The organism is Streptomyces sp. NPDC053432 (assembly GCF_055585365.1).
In genome coordinates, this window is the sequence record NZ_JBVJKF010000005.1 from 326,241 (window position 1) to 344,601 (window position 18,361).

Annotated in this window: 19 protein-coding genes and 2 pseudogenes; 10 read left to right on the forward strand and 11 right to left on the reverse strand. The window is 71.3% G+C overall.

What is annotated here, in order from left to right; genetic code table 11:
• Positions 1–40 precede the first annotated feature (40 nt).
• Together ACZ6Y1_RS11820 and pyk are read left to right on the forward strand one after the other, a co-directional pair.
• Positions 41–1,255 carry an acetate/propionate family kinase gene (locus ACZ6Y1_RS11820; RefSeq protein WP_469626361.1) on the forward strand — a complete coding sequence of 405 codons (1,215 nt, stop codon included), beginning with the start codon at positions 41–43 and terminating at the stop codon, positions 1,253–1,255.
• Between the two features lie 62 nt (positions 1,256–1,317).
• On the forward strand, positions 1,318–2,748 hold the full coding sequence (gene pyk, locus ACZ6Y1_RS11825) for a pyruvate kinase (RefSeq protein WP_469626364.1): 1,431 nt from the start codon (positions 1,318–1,320) through the stop codon (positions 2,746–2,748).
• Between the two features lie 114 nt (positions 2,749–2,862).
• Here the strand turns inward: pyk and ACZ6Y1_RS11830 are convergent, their stop codons facing one another.
• From ACZ6Y1_RS11830 to ACZ6Y1_RS11845, 4 genes are all read right to left on the reverse strand, one after another.
• The gene (locus tag ACZ6Y1_RS11830; protein ID WP_469626367.1) at positions 2,863–4,149 is read right to left on the reverse strand and encodes a hypothetical protein; all 1,287 of its coding nucleotides are present in this window, start codon (positions 4,147–4,149) and stop codon (positions 2,863–2,865) included.
• The gene (locus ACZ6Y1_RS11835; RefSeq protein WP_469626370.1) at positions 4,139–4,714 is read right to left on the reverse strand and encodes a DUF6114 domain-containing protein; all 576 of its coding nucleotides are present in this window, start codon (positions 4,712–4,714) and stop codon (positions 4,139–4,141) included. The genes ACZ6Y1_RS11830 and ACZ6Y1_RS11835 overlap by 11 nt, the downstream gene beginning before the upstream one ends.
• A 113-nt stretch (positions 4,715–4,827) precedes the next feature.
• On the reverse strand, positions 4,828–5,466 hold the full coding sequence (locus tag ACZ6Y1_RS11840) for a DUF6230 family protein (RefSeq protein ID WP_469626373.1): 639 nt from the start codon (positions 5,464–5,466) through the stop codon (positions 4,828–4,830).
• 592 nt (positions 5,467–6,058) lie between these two features.
• Positions 6,059–7,060 (reverse strand): tetratricopeptide repeat protein, encoded by a 1,002-nt coding sequence (locus tag ACZ6Y1_RS11845; protein WP_469626376.1) that lies wholly within the window; start codon positions 7,058–7,060, stop codon positions 6,059–6,061.
• A gap of 260 nt (positions 7,061–7,320) precedes the next feature.
• Between ACZ6Y1_RS11845 and ACZ6Y1_RS11850 the strand changes: the two genes are divergently transcribed.
• Positions 7,321–7,956 carry a TetR/AcrR family transcriptional regulator gene (locus ACZ6Y1_RS11850; protein ID WP_469626380.1) on the forward strand — a complete coding sequence of 212 codons (636 nt, stop codon included), beginning with the start codon at positions 7,321–7,323 and terminating at the stop codon, positions 7,954–7,956.
• Between the two features lie 235 nt (positions 7,957–8,191).
• On the opposite strand, the gene ACZ6Y1_RS11855 is transcribed toward ACZ6Y1_RS11850, so the two are convergent.
• From ACZ6Y1_RS11855 to ACZ6Y1_RS11870, 4 genes and pseudogenes are all read right to left on the reverse strand, one after another.
• Positions 8,192–9,892 (reverse strand): acyl-CoA mutase large subunit family protein, encoded by a 1,701-nt coding sequence (locus ACZ6Y1_RS11855; RefSeq protein ID WP_469626383.1) that lies wholly within the window; start codon positions 9,890–9,892, stop codon positions 8,192–8,194.
• A gap of 98 nt (positions 9,893–9,990) precedes the next feature.
• The gene (locus ACZ6Y1_RS11860; protein ID WP_469626386.1) at positions 9,991–10,320 is read right to left on the reverse strand and encodes a DUF3817 domain-containing protein; all 330 of its coding nucleotides are present in this window, start codon (positions 10,318–10,320) and stop codon (positions 9,991–9,993) included.
• Between the two features lie 43 nt (positions 10,321–10,363).
• Positions 10,364–10,873, reverse strand: a complete 510-nt coding sequence (locus ACZ6Y1_RS11865; protein ID WP_469626389.1) for a MarR family winged helix-turn-helix transcriptional regulator — start codon at positions 10,871–10,873, stop codon at positions 10,364–10,366.
• Between the two features lie 21 nt (positions 10,874–10,894).
• A pseudogene (locus ACZ6Y1_RS11870) lies at positions 10,895–11,317 on the reverse strand (MFS transporter); the annotation flags it as partial.
• A gap of 113 nt (positions 11,318–11,430) precedes the next feature.
• On the opposite strand from ACZ6Y1_RS11870, the pseudogene ACZ6Y1_RS11875 reads away from it, so the two are divergent.
• Both ACZ6Y1_RS11875 and ACZ6Y1_RS11880 read left to right on the forward strand, forming a co-directional pair.
• Positions 11,431–11,772, forward strand: a pseudogene (locus ACZ6Y1_RS11875) (ArsR/SmtB family transcription factor); the annotation flags it as partial.
• A 57-nt stretch (positions 11,773–11,829) separates the two neighbouring features.
• The gene (locus tag ACZ6Y1_RS11880; RefSeq protein ID WP_469626392.1) at positions 11,830–12,855 is read left to right on the forward strand and encodes a glycoside hydrolase family 6 protein; all 1,026 of its coding nucleotides are present in this window, start codon (positions 11,830–11,832) and stop codon (positions 12,853–12,855) included.
• Between the two features lie 63 nt (positions 12,856–12,918).
• Here the strand turns inward: ACZ6Y1_RS11880 and ACZ6Y1_RS11885 are convergent, their stop codons facing one another.
• Positions 12,919–13,215 (reverse strand): MTH1187 family thiamine-binding protein, encoded by a 297-nt coding sequence (locus ACZ6Y1_RS11885; protein WP_469626395.1) that lies wholly within the window; start codon positions 13,213–13,215, stop codon positions 12,919–12,921.
• Positions 13,212–13,556: a DUF3817 domain-containing protein gene (locus tag ACZ6Y1_RS11890; protein WP_469626398.1), complete on the reverse strand. Its 345-nt coding sequence runs from the start codon at positions 13,554–13,556 to the stop codon at positions 13,212–13,214. Before ACZ6Y1_RS11890 ends, ACZ6Y1_RS11885 begins: the two co-directional genes overlap by 4 nt.
• 177 nt (positions 13,557–13,733) lie before the next feature.
• Here ACZ6Y1_RS11890 and ACZ6Y1_RS11895 point away from each other — a divergent pair, with 177 nt between their 5' ends.
• From ACZ6Y1_RS11895 to ACZ6Y1_RS11915, 5 genes are all read left to right on the forward strand, one after another.
• Positions 13,734–14,372, forward strand: a complete 639-nt coding sequence (locus ACZ6Y1_RS11895; protein ID WP_469626400.1) for an AIM24 family protein — start codon at positions 13,734–13,736, stop codon at positions 14,370–14,372.
• Positions 14,372–15,022: an AIM24 family protein gene (locus tag ACZ6Y1_RS11900; protein ID WP_469626403.1), complete on the forward strand. Its 651-nt coding sequence runs from the start codon at positions 14,372–14,374 to the stop codon at positions 15,020–15,022. The genes ACZ6Y1_RS11895 and ACZ6Y1_RS11900 overlap by 1 nt, the downstream gene beginning before the upstream one ends.
• Before the next feature lie 116 nt (positions 15,023–15,138).
• Positions 15,139–15,897, forward strand: a complete 759-nt coding sequence (locus ACZ6Y1_RS11905) for an AIM24 family protein (RefSeq protein ID WP_469626622.1) — start codon at positions 15,139–15,141, stop codon at positions 15,895–15,897.
• Between the two features lie 71 nt (positions 15,898–15,968).
• Complete coding sequence (locus ACZ6Y1_RS11910) at positions 15,969–16,445, forward strand: MarR family winged helix-turn-helix transcriptional regulator (RefSeq protein ID WP_469626625.1); 477 nt, start codon at positions 15,969–15,971, stop codon at positions 16,443–16,445.
• Between the two features lie 111 nt (positions 16,446–16,556).
• The gene (locus ACZ6Y1_RS11915; protein WP_469626406.1) at positions 16,557–17,108 is read left to right on the forward strand and encodes a PepSY domain-containing protein; all 552 of its coding nucleotides are present in this window, start codon (positions 16,557–16,559) and stop codon (positions 17,106–17,108) included.
• 278 nt (positions 17,109–17,386) lie between these two features.
• On the opposite strand, the gene meaB is transcribed toward ACZ6Y1_RS11915, so the two are convergent.
• Entirely contained in the window at positions 17,387–18,349 is a 963-nt protein-coding gene (gene meaB, locus ACZ6Y1_RS11920) for a methylmalonyl Co-A mutase-associated GTPase MeaB (protein WP_469626409.1), read from the reverse strand.
• Positions 18,350–18,361 lie beyond the last annotated feature (12 nt).

The window sequence follows — 18,361 nt, forward strand, 5'->3', positions numbered from 1 at the left end:
GACCGCACCCGACCGCATCCCGAAGGAAAGACCCCTCACCGTGACCGCATCGCGCGTACTCGTCCTCAACTCCGGCTCCTCGTCGGTCAAGTACCAGCTCCTCGACATGGCGGACCGGTCCCGTCTCGCGGCCGGCCTGGTGGAGCGCATCGGCGAGGAGACCTCCAGGCTGGTCCACGAGCCGGGCACCGGAAGCGGCGCCGCAGGCGGACGGCGGGAGCGGCTGGGCCCGGTCGCCGACCACGGGGCGGCGCTGCGGGCCGTCGCGGCGGAGCTGGCCGCCGACGGGCTGGGGCTGGACTCCCCCGAACTGGCCGCGGTGGGGCACCGGGTGGTGCACGGCGGGACGCGGTTCACGCAGCCGACGGTGATCGACGACGAGGTGCTGGCCGAGATCCGGAGCCTGGTCCCGCTCGCCCCGCTGCACAATCCGGCGAACGTGACGGGCATCGAGGTGGCGCGCTCGCTGCGTGCGGACATCCCGCAGGTAGCCGTCTTCGACACGGCCTTCCACTCGACGATGCCGGAGTACGCGGCCCGGTACGCGATCGACGCCGCGACGGCCGACAAGTACTCCATCCGGCGGTACGGCTTCCACGGGACCTCGCACGCCTACGTGTCGCGGGCGACGGCGGCGCTGCTCGGCAAGGCGCCCTCGGACGTGAACGTGATCGTGCTCCACCTCGGCAACGGCGCCTCCGCCTCGGCCGTGCGCGGCGGGGTCTGCGTGGAGACCTCCATGGGGATGACCCCGCTGGAGGGCCTGGTCATGGGTACCCGTTCGGGGGACCTCGACCCGGCGGTCGTCTTCCACCTGGCCCGGGTGGGGGGCCTCTCGGTGGATGAGATCGATTCGCTCCTGAACAAGAAGAGCGGTCTGCTGGGCCTGTGCGGCGACAACGACATGCGCGAGGTGCAGCGGCGGGCGGAGGAGGGCGACGCCTCGGCCCAGCTCGCGCTGGCCTCGTACGTGCACCGGCTGAAGAAGTACATCGGTGCCTACTCGGCGGTGCTGGGCCGGGTGGACGCGGTCGTCTTCACCGCCGGGGTCGGGGAGAACTCCTCCTGGATCCGGGAGGCCGCGGTGGAGGGTCTGGCCGAGCTGGGCCTGGCGCTGGACCCGCAGGCCAACGCGGTGCGCTCCGCGGAGCCGCGGCTGGTCTCGGCGGAGTACGCCCGGGTGGCCGTGGCCGTGGTCCCGACCGATGAGGAACTGGAGATCGCCTCCCAGGCGTACGCGCTGGTTACTCAGTAGTCACTTGGACTTTCCGCCAGACGGAATATTCCGCTACGAAACAAACGGATAGGATCCGCTTCATGCGCCGTTCCAAAATCGTCTGCACGCTGGGCCCCGCCGTCGACTCGTATGAGCAGCTGAAAGCGCTCATCGAGGCAGGTATGAACGTGGCCCGATTCAACTTCAGCCACGGGTCCCAGGCAGAACACCAGGAGCGGTACGACCGCGTCCGGAAGGTCTCCGAGGACACCGGGCGCGCCGTCGGCGTCCTCGCCGACCTCCAGGGCCCGAAGATCCGTCTGGAGACCTTCGCCGAGGGTCCCGTCGAGCTGGTGCGCGGTGACGAGTTCACCATCACCACCGAGGACGTCCCCGGTGACAAGTCCATCTGCGGCACCACCTACAAGGGCCTCCCGGGCGACGTCGCCAAGGGTGACCAGATCCTGATCAACGACGGCAACGTCGAGCTCCGGGTGACCGAGGTCGAGGGCCCGCGGGTCAGGACCATCGTCATCGAGGGCGGTGTCATCTCGGACCACAAGGGCATCAACCTGCCGGGCGCCGCGGTCAACGTCCCCGCCCTGTCGGAGAAGGACGTCGACGACCTCCGCTTCGCCCTGCGGATGGGCTGCGACATGGTCGCCCTGTCCTTCGTCCGCGACGCCAACGACGTCAAGGACGTCCACAAGGTGATGGACGAGGAGGGCCGCCGGGTCCCCGTCATCGCCAAGGTGGAGAAGCCGCAGGCCGTCGAGAACATGGAGGCCGTGGTCGCGGCCTTCGACGCGGTCATGGTGGCCCGCGGCGACCTCGCCGTCGAGTACCCGCTCGAGAAGGTCCCGATGGTCCAGAAGCGGCTCATCGAGATGTGCCGCCGCAACGCCAAGCCGGTGATCGTCGCGACCCAGATGATGGAGTCGATGATCACCAACTCGCGGCCGACCCGCGCCGAGGCCTCCGACGTCGCCAACGCGATCCTCGACGGTGCCGACGCGGTCATGCTGTCCGCCGAGTCCTCGGTCGGCGCCTACCCGATCGAGACCGTCAAGACGATGTCGAAGATCGTCGCGGCGGCGGAGGAGGAGCTCCTGTCCAAGGGCCTGCAGCCGCTGGTCCCGGGCAAGAAGCCCCGCACCCAGGGCGGCTCCGTCGCCCGCGCGGCCTGCGAGATCGCGGAGTTCCTCGACGGCAAGGCGCTCATCGCCTTCACCCAGTCCGGTGACACGGCCCGCCGCCTGTCGCGCTACCGCGCCGTGCAGCCGATCCTGGCCTTCACCACCGACCCGCACACCCGCAACCAGCTCACGCTGAGCTGGGGCGTCGAGTCGTACATCGTCCCGCACGTGGACACCACCGACGCCATGGTCGACCTGGTCGACGGCGAGCTGCTGAAGCTCGGCCGCAACAACGAGGGCGACACCGTGGTGATCACGGCCGGCTCTCCCCCCGGCGTCCCGGGCACCACCAACATGGTCCGGGTCCACCACCTGGGTGGCGGCGAGCGCGACTGACGTCGCCGCTGCGCGCCGCCCGCAACTCTGCCGCACAGAGGCCGAGGGCCGGCACCCGATCGATCGGGTGCCGGCCCTCGGCATGTGCTCGTACGCGTCGCGGACCGCGCGGGACTACTCCGGCGGGCCGATGTAGTTCTTCAGTCCCGGCACCGTCAGGGTGCCGCCGAACTGGCCGGCCTGGACGACCTTGACGTTCGTGAAGAACGCGAAGGGGACGTTCAGCGGCGGCGGGCTGTTCGGGGTGAACTCGATCGGGATCAGACCGAAGAGGTTGCCCTTGAGGCTCTCCGTGTACATCGTCACCGTGCCGCCGCGGATCCTGGAGGTGGAGCCCGGACGCGACTTGAGGTGGGCGACGTTCCTGTCCTTGCCGACCGTCTGGTACAGGTCCTTGATGTCCAGCGAGTCCGCGGTGAACTTCAGGACCTTCTTGGTCTTGCCGCCCGCCGTCTTCACCTCGACGATGCCGTGGTAGTCCAGGCCGTAGAGGGTCAGCAGCGAGCTGTCCAGGTACCAGGGCTCGTCCGGCAGGAGCGGGATGCCCTGCTCCAGCTCGGCGTCGGCCAGGGCCTTCGCGTCGTAGGTCGGGCAGGGGAAGGGTTCCTTCCCGTCCGGGTCCTTCGACGCCCCGTCCGCGGCCTTGTCCTCGCCGGCCTTCGCGCCCGTCTCGTCCTTCGGGTTCGTGACCGTGTCCTTGACGTCGTCGGACAGCTCCTCGACGTCGACGCCCGCCTTCTTCGCGGCGTCGCGGATCGCGTCCGCGGCCGGGTCCGGAGCGGGGGTCTTCGGCGGGGTCTTCGTCGGCGTCGTGGACGGCGTGGTGGACGGAGTGGGCGTGGGAGTGGCCTTCGGGTCCGTCAGGGGCTTGGTGAGCCCGCCGACGAGGTCCTTGAGCGCGTCCCCGACACCCAGCGGGTCCAGCGGGTTGGTGCTCTTGGTCGGCGTCGGTGTCACCGAGGGGGCCGGCTGCTTGTCCGTGGTGGACGTGGCGGTCCGGGACGCGTCCGCGGACTTGGTGGCCGTCGGGTTCGGGGACGCCGTCCCGCTCTGCTTCGGCTTCGCCGACGCGGTCGGTGCGGGGGTCTGCGTGGCCGATGCGCCCGGGGACGGCGACTTCGAAGGCGACGGCGACTTCGAGGCCTCCGCGGGTTCGTCGGACCGCGTCACGCACGGTCCGGGCGCGAAGGGGATGTCCTTGTCGTCGGCCAGGGCCAGCTTCGGCGCCATGCCCATGCCCACGAACACGGCCGTCGGCATGGCCGCCAGCGCCATCGTCTTGCCGACGGGTATCTGGAGCTTGTTCAGCAGCGACTTCCTGGGGGCCGCGTGCCGCGGACCCTTGATCTCACGGGACTCTGCGCCTGGGGCCACGCCCCGCTGCGTCTCGTCACCCCGCACTGTTCCTCCCGCCATCGGCGTGGGCAGTCGTCTCGCTCGCGTGTGCCGTTTCCGTCGCGCGGGGCGCGGGTACTCCCTGGGGGGCCACCATGTGCTCCGCCTTGGCCATGTCGACCGCGGCGGCCGGAGGCTGGTCCCCGGGCTCCTCGTCCGCCGGCTGCCCGGGGGCCCACGACAGCGCGAGGGCGCCGCCGATCATCGCGGGGATGAAGCCCAGGCCGAAGCCGCCGAGGTTGGACACCGGGATCGAGACCAGGGCCAGCAGGATCGAGGCGACACCGGCGAAGACGCGGATGGCCTGCTGGAACCACAGGGCCAGGCCCAGCGTGATCAGCAGGACGCCGATGATCAGCGCGCCGGCGCCACCCGTGGTGGCCATGGCGAGGGTGATGTTGCCCAGGCGGAGGTCGGCGTACGGGAAGTACGCGATCGGGAAACCGCTGACGAGCGTGAACAGCCCGGCCCAGAAGGGACGGCGGCCGGTCCAGGCGTGGACGTAGTAGTACACCACGGTGAGCCAGGCGTCGTCTTCGGCGCGAACGTAAACGGGGGCCTTGGGGTTCATGGACAACAGCTCCCTGGAAACGGGTGGTACGGAGAACTCTGTGGAGCCCGGACGGGGCGGACGGCGTCGCATCGCGCCGCCGGCCGCCCCTCCGGTCGCTCAACCGGGACGGATTACTTCTCGTCCTGGTAGCACGGCTGGTCGCCACCGAGCAGACGCAGCTTCAGGTCGGGGAGCTTGAACGTGCCCGCCGTGGTCGCCCACGCCTTCTGGCGCACGTTCGTCAGGACCGCCTTGTCCGCGCGCTGCGAGAACGCGTACGGGCTGGCGACCGTGCCGGCCTGCGGCTTCGTCTTGTGGCTCGGGTCACCGACCGCGACACCGATGTCCAGGTTCTGGAACTCGGCGTCGGTGTCGAGCTCGGCCACATCCAGGTAGATGTTGTCGGCGACGGCCGGCTTGCCCTTGTGGCCGGTGCGCAGCTGCAGGGTCACGTTGCCCAGCGGAGTCGGGGTCACCAGCGACTGGCACATGTTGGTGATCTCGGCGTGGCTGAACCCGGAGATGGTGACCGGGTGGTGCTGCGCGTTGCCCTTGAGGTCGTGACCCTCGGCGATGCCGCCGTACTGGATGAGGTTGTCACCGTCGAGCTTGTCGGCCGAGACCTTGAAGTCCTGGCCGGAGACGCTGAAGGACGCCGCGAGGGCACCCTGCGCCAGACCCACACCGACCGCGGCGGTGGCCGCGATGCTCGGCACCATGACGAGCGCGAAGCGCTTCCATCTGGTCCCGCCACGAACCTGAGAACTCATTTCGTTCCTCCTTCTCGGACGTACATCTCCGGTCCGGGCCCTGCCCGTCCTGGGATGGGAGAAGTGCTACGTCCTCGGGAAGGAGCGCAGGCGGCCGGGCCGCGGCTGTGCCACGTCCGAAACACCGGCGATCACCCCCGAGCGACAACCACTGGGCCACGCGTTCGCGCAACCTGGAGGACAGGCCCCACCGTGTAGCGGGAACCCCCCTGTCCAACGGCCGGTGCCACTGCCACCGGCCGGCTCGGTGGGGACCCTCCACCGCGTTCCGAGTGAGCGGCTCTGCGGGAAGGACCGAGCGTCGCCGATCGTGGTCCATTCCAGGCCGGGGCACAAGGGGGTTCGTTACTGGCGGGTAACGGCAAGATAACCGGGATACGACCCACTGCCGCCGGGTGGCGACACAGGGTGTTACCGAGGGCCACGACAGAACGGTGGAAGAGCGAACACTCCGGACAGTTCACGGGGTTCGACTTACTACGAGTAACAGCGGCCGCGATTGCCAAGTTTTGGCAAAGTGCGGCCGCTGTTTATCTCCGTGTCAACAAATCGCCGGCTTCTCGAGCCGGCGCCGACAGGCTCCGGGCCCGCGCTAGAACAGCACCCGCGCCAGCGCCGTGCGCGCGGCCGTGACGCGCGGGTCGTCCGCGCCGATGACCTCGAACAGTTCCAGCAGCCGCAGCCGCACGGAGTCCCGCTCCTCACCGAACGTCACGCGCACCGTGTCCACCAGACGCCCGAAGGCGTCCTCCACGTGACCGCCGACGAGGTCGAGGTCGGCCGCGGCGATCTGCGCCGCCGGGTCGCGCGGGTTCTCGGCGGCCGCGGTGCGCACCGCCTGCGGGTCCATGTGCTGGACCCGGGCGAGGAGCTCGGCCTGGGCCAGGCCCAGCTTGGCCTCGCTGTTGGACGGGTCGTCGGCGAGCACGTTCTTGTAGGCCTGCACGGCGCCGCCCAGGTCACCCGCGTCCAGCGCGACGACGGCCGCCTCCAGCAGCGCGTCGTACGGACCGGCCGGGACCTCGGCCTCGCCGGCGGCCGCACTGACGGGCTCCGCGTTCGGGTCGACCTCGATGCCGATGATCCCGAAGCGCTCCTCGGCGACCTGGACCAGCTGGGCGAGGGTCTCGCGGATCTGCTGCTCGGGGGCCACGCCCTGGAACAGCGGCAGCACCTGGCCGGCGACCACGGCGAAGACGGCCGGGATCCCCTGGATGCCGAACTGCTGCATCAGCATCTGGTTGGCGTCGACGTCGACCTTGGCCAGCACGAGGCGGCCGTTCGCCTGGACCACCAGGCGTTCCAGCAGGGGGCTGAGCTGCTTGCAGGGCTCGCACCACTCGGCCCAGAAGTCCAGGACGACCGGGACCTCTGCGGACAGCTGGAGCACATCGCGTTCGAACCCGGCTTCGTCTACGTCGACGACGAGCGCGGACGGCGGCACGGCGCCTGCGGCCGGGCCGCTTCCGCCGCCCTGGCCGGCCTGGCGCGCCGCTTCGGCGCGGGCCTGCTCGGCCTTGGCCTTGGCCTCACCGGCCGCCTTCACCGCGGCGAGGTCGACGACGCCGCTCATGGACATGTTTCTGGGCTGCATGCGTACATCCTCCCCCGTGTGCGCGCGCCGACGAAAAAGATCGCGTGAATTGGCCGTGGTGCCGCCGTGGCGCGATCGTCATGCTGTTCTGCTGCCGGTCGGCGCCGGGTCCCCACCTGGCGCCTGTAGGTCTTCGCGTGGTTGTCGCTCTTACGCTACGGCCCGTAGCGTAACTCTTCCGGAGCCTTCGGCGCCCCGTGATTTGAACCACAGCGATTCGGGATCCGACGGTTCCGCTACTGACGGGTATGGTCTCGGCCATGCGCAACGCCAGCCCCGGCCGCACCGGCCGTCCTCGCAGCGCCGCGGCGGACGCGGCGATCCTCGCCGCGACGCGCGACGCGCTGGTCGAGCTGGGCTGGTCGAAGCTGACGATGGGCGACGTCTCGGCCCGGGCGGGCGTCGCCAAGACCACCCTCTACCGCCGCTGGGCGGGCAAGAACGAGCTGGTCGTGGACGCGGTGGCGGAGCTCTTCGACTCCCTCGAACTCCCGGACCGCGGCTCCCTCGAAGCCGACATCGAGGACGTGGTGCTCCAGTTCGCCGCGCTGCTGCGGCGCCCGGAGGCCCGTACGGCCCTGATGGCGGTCGTCGCCGAGTCCACCCGGGACGAGGCCCTGCGTGACCGGATCCGGTCGGCGATCGTGGACCGGCAGAAACGTCTCGTCGTACTGGGTCGCGAACGGGCGCAGGCCCGTGGCGAGCTCCCCCAAGAGGAGGACCAGGACGTCGCCGGCCACACCACGGACCTGATCTTCGACGTGATCGCGGGCACGGTGGTGCACCGTGCGCTGGTCAGCTCGGAGCCGGTGGACGAACTGTGGGCCGGCATGTTCACGACCCTCCTGATGCACGGCCTCCGCGGGGCGGCCCCTGCCGGACCGGCCCCCGCCTGACCGGGCGCCGCCGGACCGGCGGGTCCCCGCGGGGCCTGTCCCCTACCCGCCCTTCCGTCGTTCCCCTGCGCTCCGCCCCGGACCCCGCACCTCAAACGCCGGCGAGGCCGGATTCGCCCCGCCCGCCCGCTCGCCAGGTGCGGCAAATCCGGCCCGTCCGGCGTTCGAGGACCGGGGGTCCGGGGGCCGGCCCCGGCAGCGGCGGCGCACCCGGACCTCGGCGGTGCCGGGCCGGCTAGAAGCCCGGGGGCTCCGTGTACGTGCCCCACTCCTCGCGGAGCACGTTGCAGATCTCGCCCATCGTCGCCTCCGCGCGCACCGCGTCCAGCATGGACGGGATCATGTTCGACCCGTCGCGGGCGGCGGCCAGCATGGCCTCCAGGGCGGCCGTCACCTTCGCGTCGTCGCGGCGCTCCTTGCGCGCACCGAGCGCACGGACCTGCTCCCGCTCCACCTCGTGGCTGACCCGCAGGATCTCCAGGTCGCCGGTGACCGAGCCGTGGTGGACGTTGACGCCGACGACCCGCTTGTCGCCCTTCTCCAGCGAACGCTGGTACTGGAAGGCCGACTCGGCGATCTCGCCGGTGAACCAGCCGTCCTCGATGCCGCGCAGGATGCCCGAGGTGATCGGCCCGATGGGGTGCTGCCCGTCCGGGTGGGCGCGCAGGCCGCGCTCCTTGATCTGCTCGAAGATCTTCTCGGCGTCGGCCTCGATGCGGTCGGTGAGCTGCTCGACGAACCACGAACCACCCAGCGGGTCGGCCACGTTGGCGACGCCGGTCTCCTCCATCAGCACCTGCTGCGTGCGCAGGGCGATCTCCGCCGCCTGCTCGCTGGGCAGCGCGAGGGTCTCGTCCAGGGCGTTGGTGTGCAGGGAGTTGGTCCCGCCGAGCACGGCCGCGAGCGCCTCCACCGCGGTGCGCACGACGTTGTTGTACGGCTGCTGCGCGGTCAGCGAGACGCCGGCCGTCTGGGTGTGGAAGCGCAGCCACATCGACTTGTCGCTCTTGGCGCCGTACACCTCCTTCATCCAGCGGGCCCAGATCCGGCGGGCGGCACGGAACTTGGCGATCTCCTCGAAGAAGTCGAGGTGCGCGTCGAAGAAGAAGGAGAGGCCGGGCGCGAAGTCGTCCACGTCCATGCCGCGCGAGAGCCCGAGCTCCACGTAACCGAAGCCGTCCGCCAGCGTGTACGCGAGCTCCTGCGCGGCCGTGGCCCCGGCTTCGCGGATGTGGTAGCCGGAGACGGACAGCGGCTTGTAGGCGGGGATGCCCTTGGTGCAGTACTCCATGAGGTCGCCGATGAGGCGCAGGTGCGGCTCCGGTTCGAAGAGCCACTCCTTCTGGGCGATGTACTCCTTGAAGATGTCGGTCTGGAGCGTGCCGTTGAGCACGGCCGGGTCCACGCCCTGCCGCTCGGCGGCGACCAGGTACATGCAGAAGGCGGGCACGGCGGGGCCCGAGATCGTCATGGAGGTCGTGACGTCACCGAGCGGGATGTCCTTGAAGAGGACCTCCATGTCCGTGGCGGAGTCGATGGCGACGCCGCAGTGCCCGACCTCGCCCAGCGAACGCGGGTCGTCGGAGTCGCGTCCCATGAGGGTCGGCATGTCGAAGGCCACGGAGAGCCCGCCGCCGCCGGCGGCCAGGATCATCTTGTAGCGCTCGTTGGTCTGCTCCGCGTTGCCGAAGCCGGCGAACTGCCGGATCGTCCACGTCCGCCCCCGGTAGCCGGTGGCGTGCAGGCCGCGGGTGTAGGGGTACTCCCCCGGCCACCCGATGCGCTCGAAGCCCTCGTACGAGTCCCCGGGGCGGGGTCCGTAGACGGGATCGACGTCATCCCCGGAGAGCGTGGTGAAGTCTGCCTCGCGCTTGCGGGCCTTGTCGTAACGGGCCTGCCAGCGGCGGCGGCCCTCCTCGATGGCGTCTGCGTCCATACCCGTGAATTTACTAGGACGTCCTAGTAAATGTCGATGGGAAACCCCGGGGAGTGTCTCCCCGGGGTCCGATGTCGCGGTGCGGATCTAGCCGGTCACTAGGCGTTCGCGGGGGCCGGAGCGCCCGGCACGAGCGGCTCGACCTCGGCGCGGACCTTGCGCTCGACGAAGAACGCGGCCAGCGGGATGGTGCCGGAGGCCAGCACCCACAGCAGCTTGCCGAAGGGCCACTTGGCCTTGGAGCCCAGGTCGAAGGCGAAGACCAGGTAGATCATGAAGAGCACACCGTGGGCCTGCGAGACCGCGAAGGTCAGGTCGGCGCCGGTGTCGAAGCCGTACTTCGCCACCATGCAGGCACAGAGGATCAGGAGCATGACCGCGGTCACGTAGGCCATGACGCGGTAGCGGGTCAGCACGCTTCGTTTCATGCCGTCGAGCGTAACCGTCCGTTTTGAGCGATCTTGACGCGGGCTACTTGTCGTCGAAGTCGGCGGCGGCCACGCGCAGCGGGCGCAGCAGCGCGAAGATCTCCGCGCACTCCTCCGCGTCGTACACGCCCAGACCGAAGTCGATCTCCATCAGGTCCCGGGTGGCCGCCTCGACGACCTCGCGGCCCTTGTCGGTGATGGAGGCGAGCGTGCCGCGCCCGTCGTTGGGGTTGGGCCGCTTGTCGACGAGCCCGGAGCGCACGAGCCGGTCCACGGTGTTCGTCACCGACGTCGGGTGGACCATGAGCCGCTCGCCGATCTTCGACATCGGCAGCTCGCCCGCCTTGGAGAAGGTGAGCAGCACCAGCGCCTCGTAGCGCGCGAACGTGAGTCCGTACGGCTTGACCACCGCGTCGACCTCGCCGAGCAGGATCTGGTGCGCCCGCATGATCGAGGTGATGGCGGCCATCGAGGGCACCGGCCCCCAGCGCTGCTGCCAGAGTTCGTCGGCGCGGGCGATGGGGTCGAAGGGAAGGCTGAGCGGCTTGGGCACGCACCCGACCCTACCGGGCGGTCATTTGGTGACCACCCCCGTCTCATTCCTCGGCCCTCTCCGGGAACGGCCGCTCGCCCGGAGCTCGGCCAGGAGCAGCAGGACCACCAGGGTCCCGACCGCTCCGGCCCCGGCGACGACCCCGTGCACGGGCAGGAACTCGGCGGCGAGGCCGGTCAGGGCCATGCCGACGCCCTGGAGGGTCATCGGTCCGGTGCTGAGCAGGGTCATCGCGCGGCCACGGAGCTCCTCGGGGACGGCGTCGGCGTACCACTGGTCGAGCCCGAGGGTGTGGGCGTGGGCGAGGCCGGCGAGCAGCAGGGCGAGGAGGACACCGGGCACGCCGGGCCGGACGCCGTGGAGGAGGAGCGGGAGGAGTCCGGCGGCGGCGAGCGGAGCCACGATCCGCGAACGCGTTCGGGCGGTGAGCGCGGAGCCGGCCCAGAAGACGGGCCGGACCTGCGGCCGCTCTGGCTCCTCATGCCGCGTACCGGGCACAATCCGGTCGCCCCGGACTGGCACCGGCTGCGGGTCCTGCTGGAGGCCGACGTCCCGGCGGCGGCTACGACCCGCCCTGGCAACCCACGCTCGACTACCCCGCGCGCGGCATCGGCGCGCTGTGGACGGCCCCGGCGGGGCCGGCCCCTGACGCGCTGGCCCGCCTCCTCGGCCGGGCCCGGGCCGAGGTGCTCTGCGCGCTGGACGAGCCGGCTTCGACCACCGCCCCGGCCCGCCGGCTCGGCCTCGCCCCGTCCACGGTCTCGGCGCACCTCGGCGTCCTGCACGCGGCCGGTCTGCTCGCCTCGGCCCGCCACGGCCACCAAGTCCTGTACGAGCGCACCCCGCTGGCCATCGCCCTGACCTCGGTGACCTCGGTGTCGCAGGCGGGCGATGAATGACCGTCATGTCACGATTGACGACGGTTCGTTCCCGCCCCTGCGCCCCGAGGAAGCCGGATGCACCCCGCCGCTCCACGACGCCGTCCGCCGGCCCTCATCGGCCTGCTCCTGCTCCTCGTGGCCGCCCCGGCCTGTTCCGGGGAACCGCCGCCGCCCCGGCCCGGCGCCCCGGGGGCCGCACCCGCGCCCGCGCCCGCCGCCGAGTCCCCCTACTGGGTCGACCCGCAGAGCGCGGCCGCCCGGCAGGTCGCCGCCTGGGAGGCGGCGGGCCGCAACGGTGACGCCCAGGTGCTGCGCAGGATCGCGGACCGGCCGACGGCCCTGTGGGCGGCGGGTGACGACCCCGGCCCCGGGATCCGGCGGGCCGCGGCGGGGGCCCGCGCCGCGGGGCGGACGCTGCTGCTGACGGCGTACCACATCCCGTACCGCGACTGCGGTCGGCGTCCGGCCGGTGGCGCCGAGGACGCCCGCGCTTACCGCGGCTGGATCGGGACCGTCGCCGACGCGATCGGCGACGGCAAGGCCCTCGTGGTCCTGGAGCCGGACGCCGTCGTGCACACCGTCGACGGGTGCACTCCCCCCGCTCAACACGCCGAGCGCTACCGGCTGCTCTCGGAGGCCGTGCACCGGCTCAAGCGGAACCCGAAGACCAAGGTCTACCTCGACGCGGGCGGTCCGGGCCGGACCGGCAGGCCGGCGGACCTCGTCGCGCCCCTCCGCAAGGCGGGCCTGGAGCACGCCGACGGCTTCGCCGTGAACGTCTCCGGTTTCCGGAGCGACGCGGACGCAAGGGCCTACGGCGCCGAGATCTCGAAGGCCGCGAAGAACGCGCACTTCGTCATCGACACCGGCCGCAACGGCGCCGGCCCGCTGCCCGGCGCCGACGACGCCCGGGCCCGGTGCAATCCCCCGGGCCGCTCCCTCGGGCGGCCGCCGACCGACCGCACGGACGACCCGCTCGTCGACGCGTACCTGTGGGTGAGACGGCCGGGCGACTCCGACGGACCCTGCCGCGGCGGCCCGGCGGCCGGCACGTGGTGGCCGGACTTTGCCCTGGGCCTGGCCCGCCGCGCCGAGGACTGACCCGCGAAAGCGCCCCCGGCCGCGATCGGCCGGGGGCGCTCGGAACCCATGGTGGCGGGGAGGTCAGCCCTGTGCGAGGTGGCGTTCCACCGTTTCGACCTTCGACGTGATCCCGTCCGTGACACCGGGCCGGATGTCGGCCTTGAGGATGAACGAGACGCGCGGCGCCCGCTCCTCGACCGCCGCCACGGCTCGCCGGACCACGTCCATGACCTCGTCCCACTCACCTTCCACGGTGGTGAACATGGCATCGGTGCGGTTCGGCAGGCCCGACTCGCGGACCACCCGCACCGCGTCGGCCACGTACTCGCCGACCTCGTCACCGACCCCGAGCGGGGTCACGGAGAACGCGACGATCATGCGCCGGCCACCTCACGCGCACGGGCCGCCACCACGCTGTCGGCCTCGTCCCGCTTGAGGAGCTTGTCGCCGTACAGGCCGCCGAAGGGCAGCAGCGCGAGCCCGAAGAACAGGGCGACCTTCTTGAGCGGCCACTTCGCCTTGTTCCAGACGTCCAGCAGGAAGATCGCGTAGATCACGAACAGGATCCCGTGGAGGATGCCCAGAGGCATCATCAGGTAGTCGACGTCCGAGATCCGGCTCAGCAGCGAGCCGAAGATCAGCAGGGCCGGGAACGACAGCGCCTCCGGGACGGAGATGAGGCGCAGCCGGTGCAGGGCGGAGGCGGTCTTGATGTCCACGGGGAGCCTTCGGGGTGGAGGTCAGTTCGTCCCAGTGTCTCAGCCGCTTTTGCGGGATCTTGACCCGGCCCCGGGGGCCGGAGCGGATGCGGCCGCTCCCGGTTGCGCCGCCCGGGTGTGGCGTATATCGGCCGCCGCGCCCTGTTCGCGTCCGCCCGCTGCCGATAACGTCTCCCCGTGGCTCAGTTCCGACTCCAAGGCAGCAAGGTGCTCGCCGTCGACCTGACCGGGGATGCCGTGAAAGCGAAGAACGGCTCCATGGTCGCGTACGACGGGCAGATGGCCTTCAAGAAGATGACCGGCGGCGGCGAAGGCCTGCGCGGCATGGTGACGCGCCGGCTGACCGGCGAACAGATGACGGTGATGGAGGTGCAGGGGCACGGCACCTGCTTCTTCGCGGACCGCGCGAGTGAGATCAATCTCGTCAATCTGCGCGGCGAGAAGCTCTACGTCGAGTCCAGCAACCTGCTGTGCACCGACGCGGGGCTGCGCACCGGCACGACCTTCACCGGCCTGCGCGGAGCGACGACGGGCAACGGCCTCTTCACCACGACCGTCGAGGGTTCGGGGCAGGCGGCCATCATGTCCGACGGCCCGGCGGTGGTGCTCCGCGTGAGCTCCCAGTACCCGCTCTCCGTGGACCCGGGGGCGTACATCGCGCACACCGGCAACCTCTCGCAGTCCTTCCAGTCCGGCGTGAACTTCCGCACGCTGATCGGCGAGGGCTCCGGCGAGGCCTTCCAGATCCGCTTCGAGGGCGAGGGCCTGGTGTACGTGCAGCCCAGCGAGCGCAACACGATCGGCGGCGACATCTGATGCCGTTCCGCGAGATCAACTCGAAGATGGTCGAGGCCCAGGTGATCCCGGGGCAGAAGATGTACAGCCAGCGCGGCGCCATGCTCGCGTACCGCGGCGAGGTCTCCTTCACCCCGAGCCTGACAGGTGGTCAGGGCGGGGTGATGGGCATGATCGGGCGCCGCGTGGCGAACGAGCAGACCCCGTTGATGTCGGTCGAGGGCAGCGGCACCGTGATGTTCGGTCACGGCGGCCACCACATCCAGGTGATCAACCTGACCGGCGAGACCCTGTACGTCGAGGCGGACCGGTTGCTGGCCTTCGACGGCACCCTCCAGCAGGGCACGATGTTCATGGGCTCCCAGGGCGGGATCATGGGCATGGTCCGCGGGCAGGTGACCGGCCAGGGCCTGTTCACCACCACCCTCAAGGGCCACGGCTCGGTGGCCGTGATGGCCCACGGCGGGGTCATCGAGCTCCCGATCCACCCGAACCGGCCGGTGCACGTGGACCCGCAGGCGTACGTCGCCCACCACGGGGACGTCCGCAACAAGCTCTCCACCGCGCTCGGCTGGCGGGACATGGTGGGGCGCGGTTCGGGTGAGGCGTTCCAGCTGGAGCTGTCCGGTCAGGGCGCGGTGTACGTACAGGCCTCGGAGGAAAAGCTGTGAACTACGGACCCGCATCCGGATACGGTTCGGCCCCGGTCCCCGGCCAGGGCGGCTTCGGCCCCCCGCCCGCGGGCCCCGGCGGCCCCGGCGGCCCGACGGTCTTCGACCCGTACTCACTGCCTTCCGACGACAACGTGAACGCGTACACCTTCTGCGTGGAACTCAAGGGAAGCCAGTGGTTCCTGCAGAAGGGCAAGATGATCTCGTACTACGGGAGCATCGAGTTCAACGGCATCGGCAACGGCCGCTTCGACCGCCTGCTGCGCACCAGCTTCCACTCGCCGCTGCACGCCAGCGACTGGGTGGTGGCCGAGGGGCAGGGCAAGATGCTGCTGGCCGACCGGGCCTTCGACGTGAACTCGTACGATCTGGACAAGGGCAACCTGACGATCCGGTCGGGCAACCTGCTCGCCTACCAGCCGTCCCTCGCCCTGAAGCAGTCGATCGTCCCGGGCTTCCTTACGCTGATCGGCACCGGCAAGTTCGTGGCCGCGTCCAACGGCCCGGTCGTGTTCATGGAGCCGCCGCTGCGCGTGGACCCGCAGGCGCTGGTGGGCTGGGCGGACTGCCCGTCGCCGTGCCACCACTACGACCACGGCTACATGTCGGGCGTCATGGGCGGGCTGCGCTCGCTGACCGGCATCGGGGGAACTTCGGGCGAGGAGCACCAGTTCGAGTTCGTGGGGGCCGGCACGGTGCTCCTGCAGTCCTCGGAGATGCTCATGGCGGAGCAGAACGTGGGGGCGGTCGGCGCCGGGGCGGCCACGGGTGACGCGCAGGGCGTTCCGGGGGCCGGTCAGGGGCCGCTGGGTCAGCTGGGCGTGCCGCGGATGCCGGGGCAGCTGGGGGATCTGCAGCGACGCCTCGGACTGTGATCCGCGCGACCGTCCCGTCCGGTTTTTTGTACGTAATTCAACTTCTTAGGTAGAGTTCACTCATGGAGACCATGGAGACAGAGACCGCCACACGCTGGCTGACGGACGCCGAGCAGTGCCTCTGGCGCACCCACCTGGACGTCAGCAGGCTGCTGATGCACCAGCTGGAGAAGGATCTCCAGCCCTTCGGGCTCACCAACAACGACTACGAGATCCTCGTGAACCTCTCGGAGTCGGACGACCACCGGATGCGCATGAGCGATCTGGCGACCGCCACCCTGCAGTCCAAGAGCCGGCTGTCCCACCAGATCACGCGCATGGAGGCGGCCGGCCTGGTCGTCCGCGTGAACTGCGAGTCCGACCGCCGCGGCCTGTACGCGGTCCTCACCGACCAGGGCATGGAGACCATGCGCAAGGTCGCCCCGCACCACGTGGCATCGGTCCGTCGGCACTTCATCGACCTGCTGGCACCGGAGGACCTGGCGGCCGTCCGCGCCTCCCTGACCCCGGTGGCCGAGCACCTGCGCGCCAACCGCGGCAAGGCCTGAGGCCCGCCGGGCGCCGCTCGCCGGTCGGCCGGACAATGGGCACTGTCCGCCCACTGCCGGCCGATCGCCGGGCACCCTGCGCGTCATGGCCGGCCCGAGGAGGTCCAAGCCATGAAACGCAACGCGTACGTGTGTGCGGCCGCGTCCGTGGTCCTGATCGCGGGAGGCCCGGTGGCGGCCGCGGCAGCGGCGACCGCCGACACGGTGAGAACCGGCCCCGCGGGGGTGGCCCGGGCCGACATGGACGCCCAGGGGGCCGCGGAAGCGGCTCTGCAGAAGTACCCGGGCGTCGTCGAGTCCGTGGAGAAGGACGACGCGGTCTGGCACGTCGACGTCATCGGCGGGAACGGCAAGCACGCGGAACTGACGGTCGACACCCGCAGCGGCAAGGTGTTCACCGAGAACGCGGACGACGGCGACGACGACAACGGCGGGAACAAGGCGCTCCTCGCCGCGGAGGTCACCGCCCAGCAGGCGATGAAGGCGGCCCTCGCCGCCCACCCCGGGAAGGTCTGGTCGGTGGAGTGGGACGACGATGACGGCGACGGCGCCCGCTACTGGCACGTCGAGGTCACGTCGGGCGGCAAGACCACCGACGTGAACGTCGACCCCACCACCGGAAAGGCGACGGTGTCCCAGCCGTCCTCGGACAACAACCCCTGACGCCACCCCAGCCCGACCGGCCAACCCAGCCCCGGCCGCCCAGCGCAGCCCCGGCCGGCCAACCCAGCCCCGCCGGCGTTTGAGGCGCGGGGCCCGGGGCAGCGCCCCGATCTACAGCCCCGCCGGCGTTTGAGGCGCGGGGTCCGGGGCGGAGCCCCGCTCTACAGCCCCGCCGGCGTTTGAGGCGCGGGGTCCGGGGCAGCGCCCCGGCAACGGCGCCGCACGGCACCCGCACCGGCCGCCCCGCGCCCAAGCGGCCCGCGGCCCGCGGCCCGGCCTCAGCCCTCGGTCAGCGTGGCCAGCAACGCGTCGGCCGCCGCGTACGGATCGGTCTCACCCGCGGCGACCCGCGCCGCCAGCGCGTCCAGGTGCGCGTCCCCGTGCAGATCGGCCATCCGCGCCCGCAGCGCGGTCACCGCGATGGTCTCCACCTCCCGCGCGGCCCGAGCGGCCCGCCGCTCGGCCAGCACCCCGCGCTTGTCCATCCACGCCCGGTGCTTCTCCAGCGCCTCGACGAGTTCGTCGACGCCCTCGCCGCGCGCCGCGACCGTCTTCACGATCGGCGGCCGCCAGTCCTCCCGGCCGCGCGCCTCGCCCAGGCCCAGCATGTGGTTCAGCTCCCGCGCGGTGGCGTCGGCGCCGTCCCGGTCGGCCTTGTTCACCACGTACACGTCGCCGATCTCCAGGATGCCCGCCTTCGCGGCCTGGATCCCGTCGCCCATCCCGGGGGCCAGCAGCACCACCGAGGTGTCTGCCTGCGAGGCGATCTCCACCTCCGACTGCCCGACCCCGACCGTCTCGACCAGGATCACCTCGCAGCCCGCGGCGTCCAGCACCCGGATCGCCTGCGGCGCGGCCCACGCCAGACCGCCCAGGTGCCCCCGGGTGGCCATGGACCGGATGTACACGCCCGGGTCCGAGGCGTGGTCCGACATCCGCACCCGGTCACCGAGCAGCGCCCCGCCCGAGAAGGGCGAGGACGGGTCGACGGCGAGGACGCCGACCCGCTTCCCCGCCTTGCGGTACGCGGTCACCAGCGCCGAGGTCGACGTCGACTTGCCGACGCCCGGCGACCCCGTCAGCCCCACCACGTACGCCCCGCCCGTCAGCGGGGCCAGGGCAGCCATCACCTCCCGCAGCTGCGGGGACGCCCCCTCGACCAGCGAGATCAGCCGGGCCACCGCCCTCGGCCTGCCTTCACGGGCCTGGGCCACCAGCTGGGGGACGTCCACCGCCGTCATACGTGCTGCGCT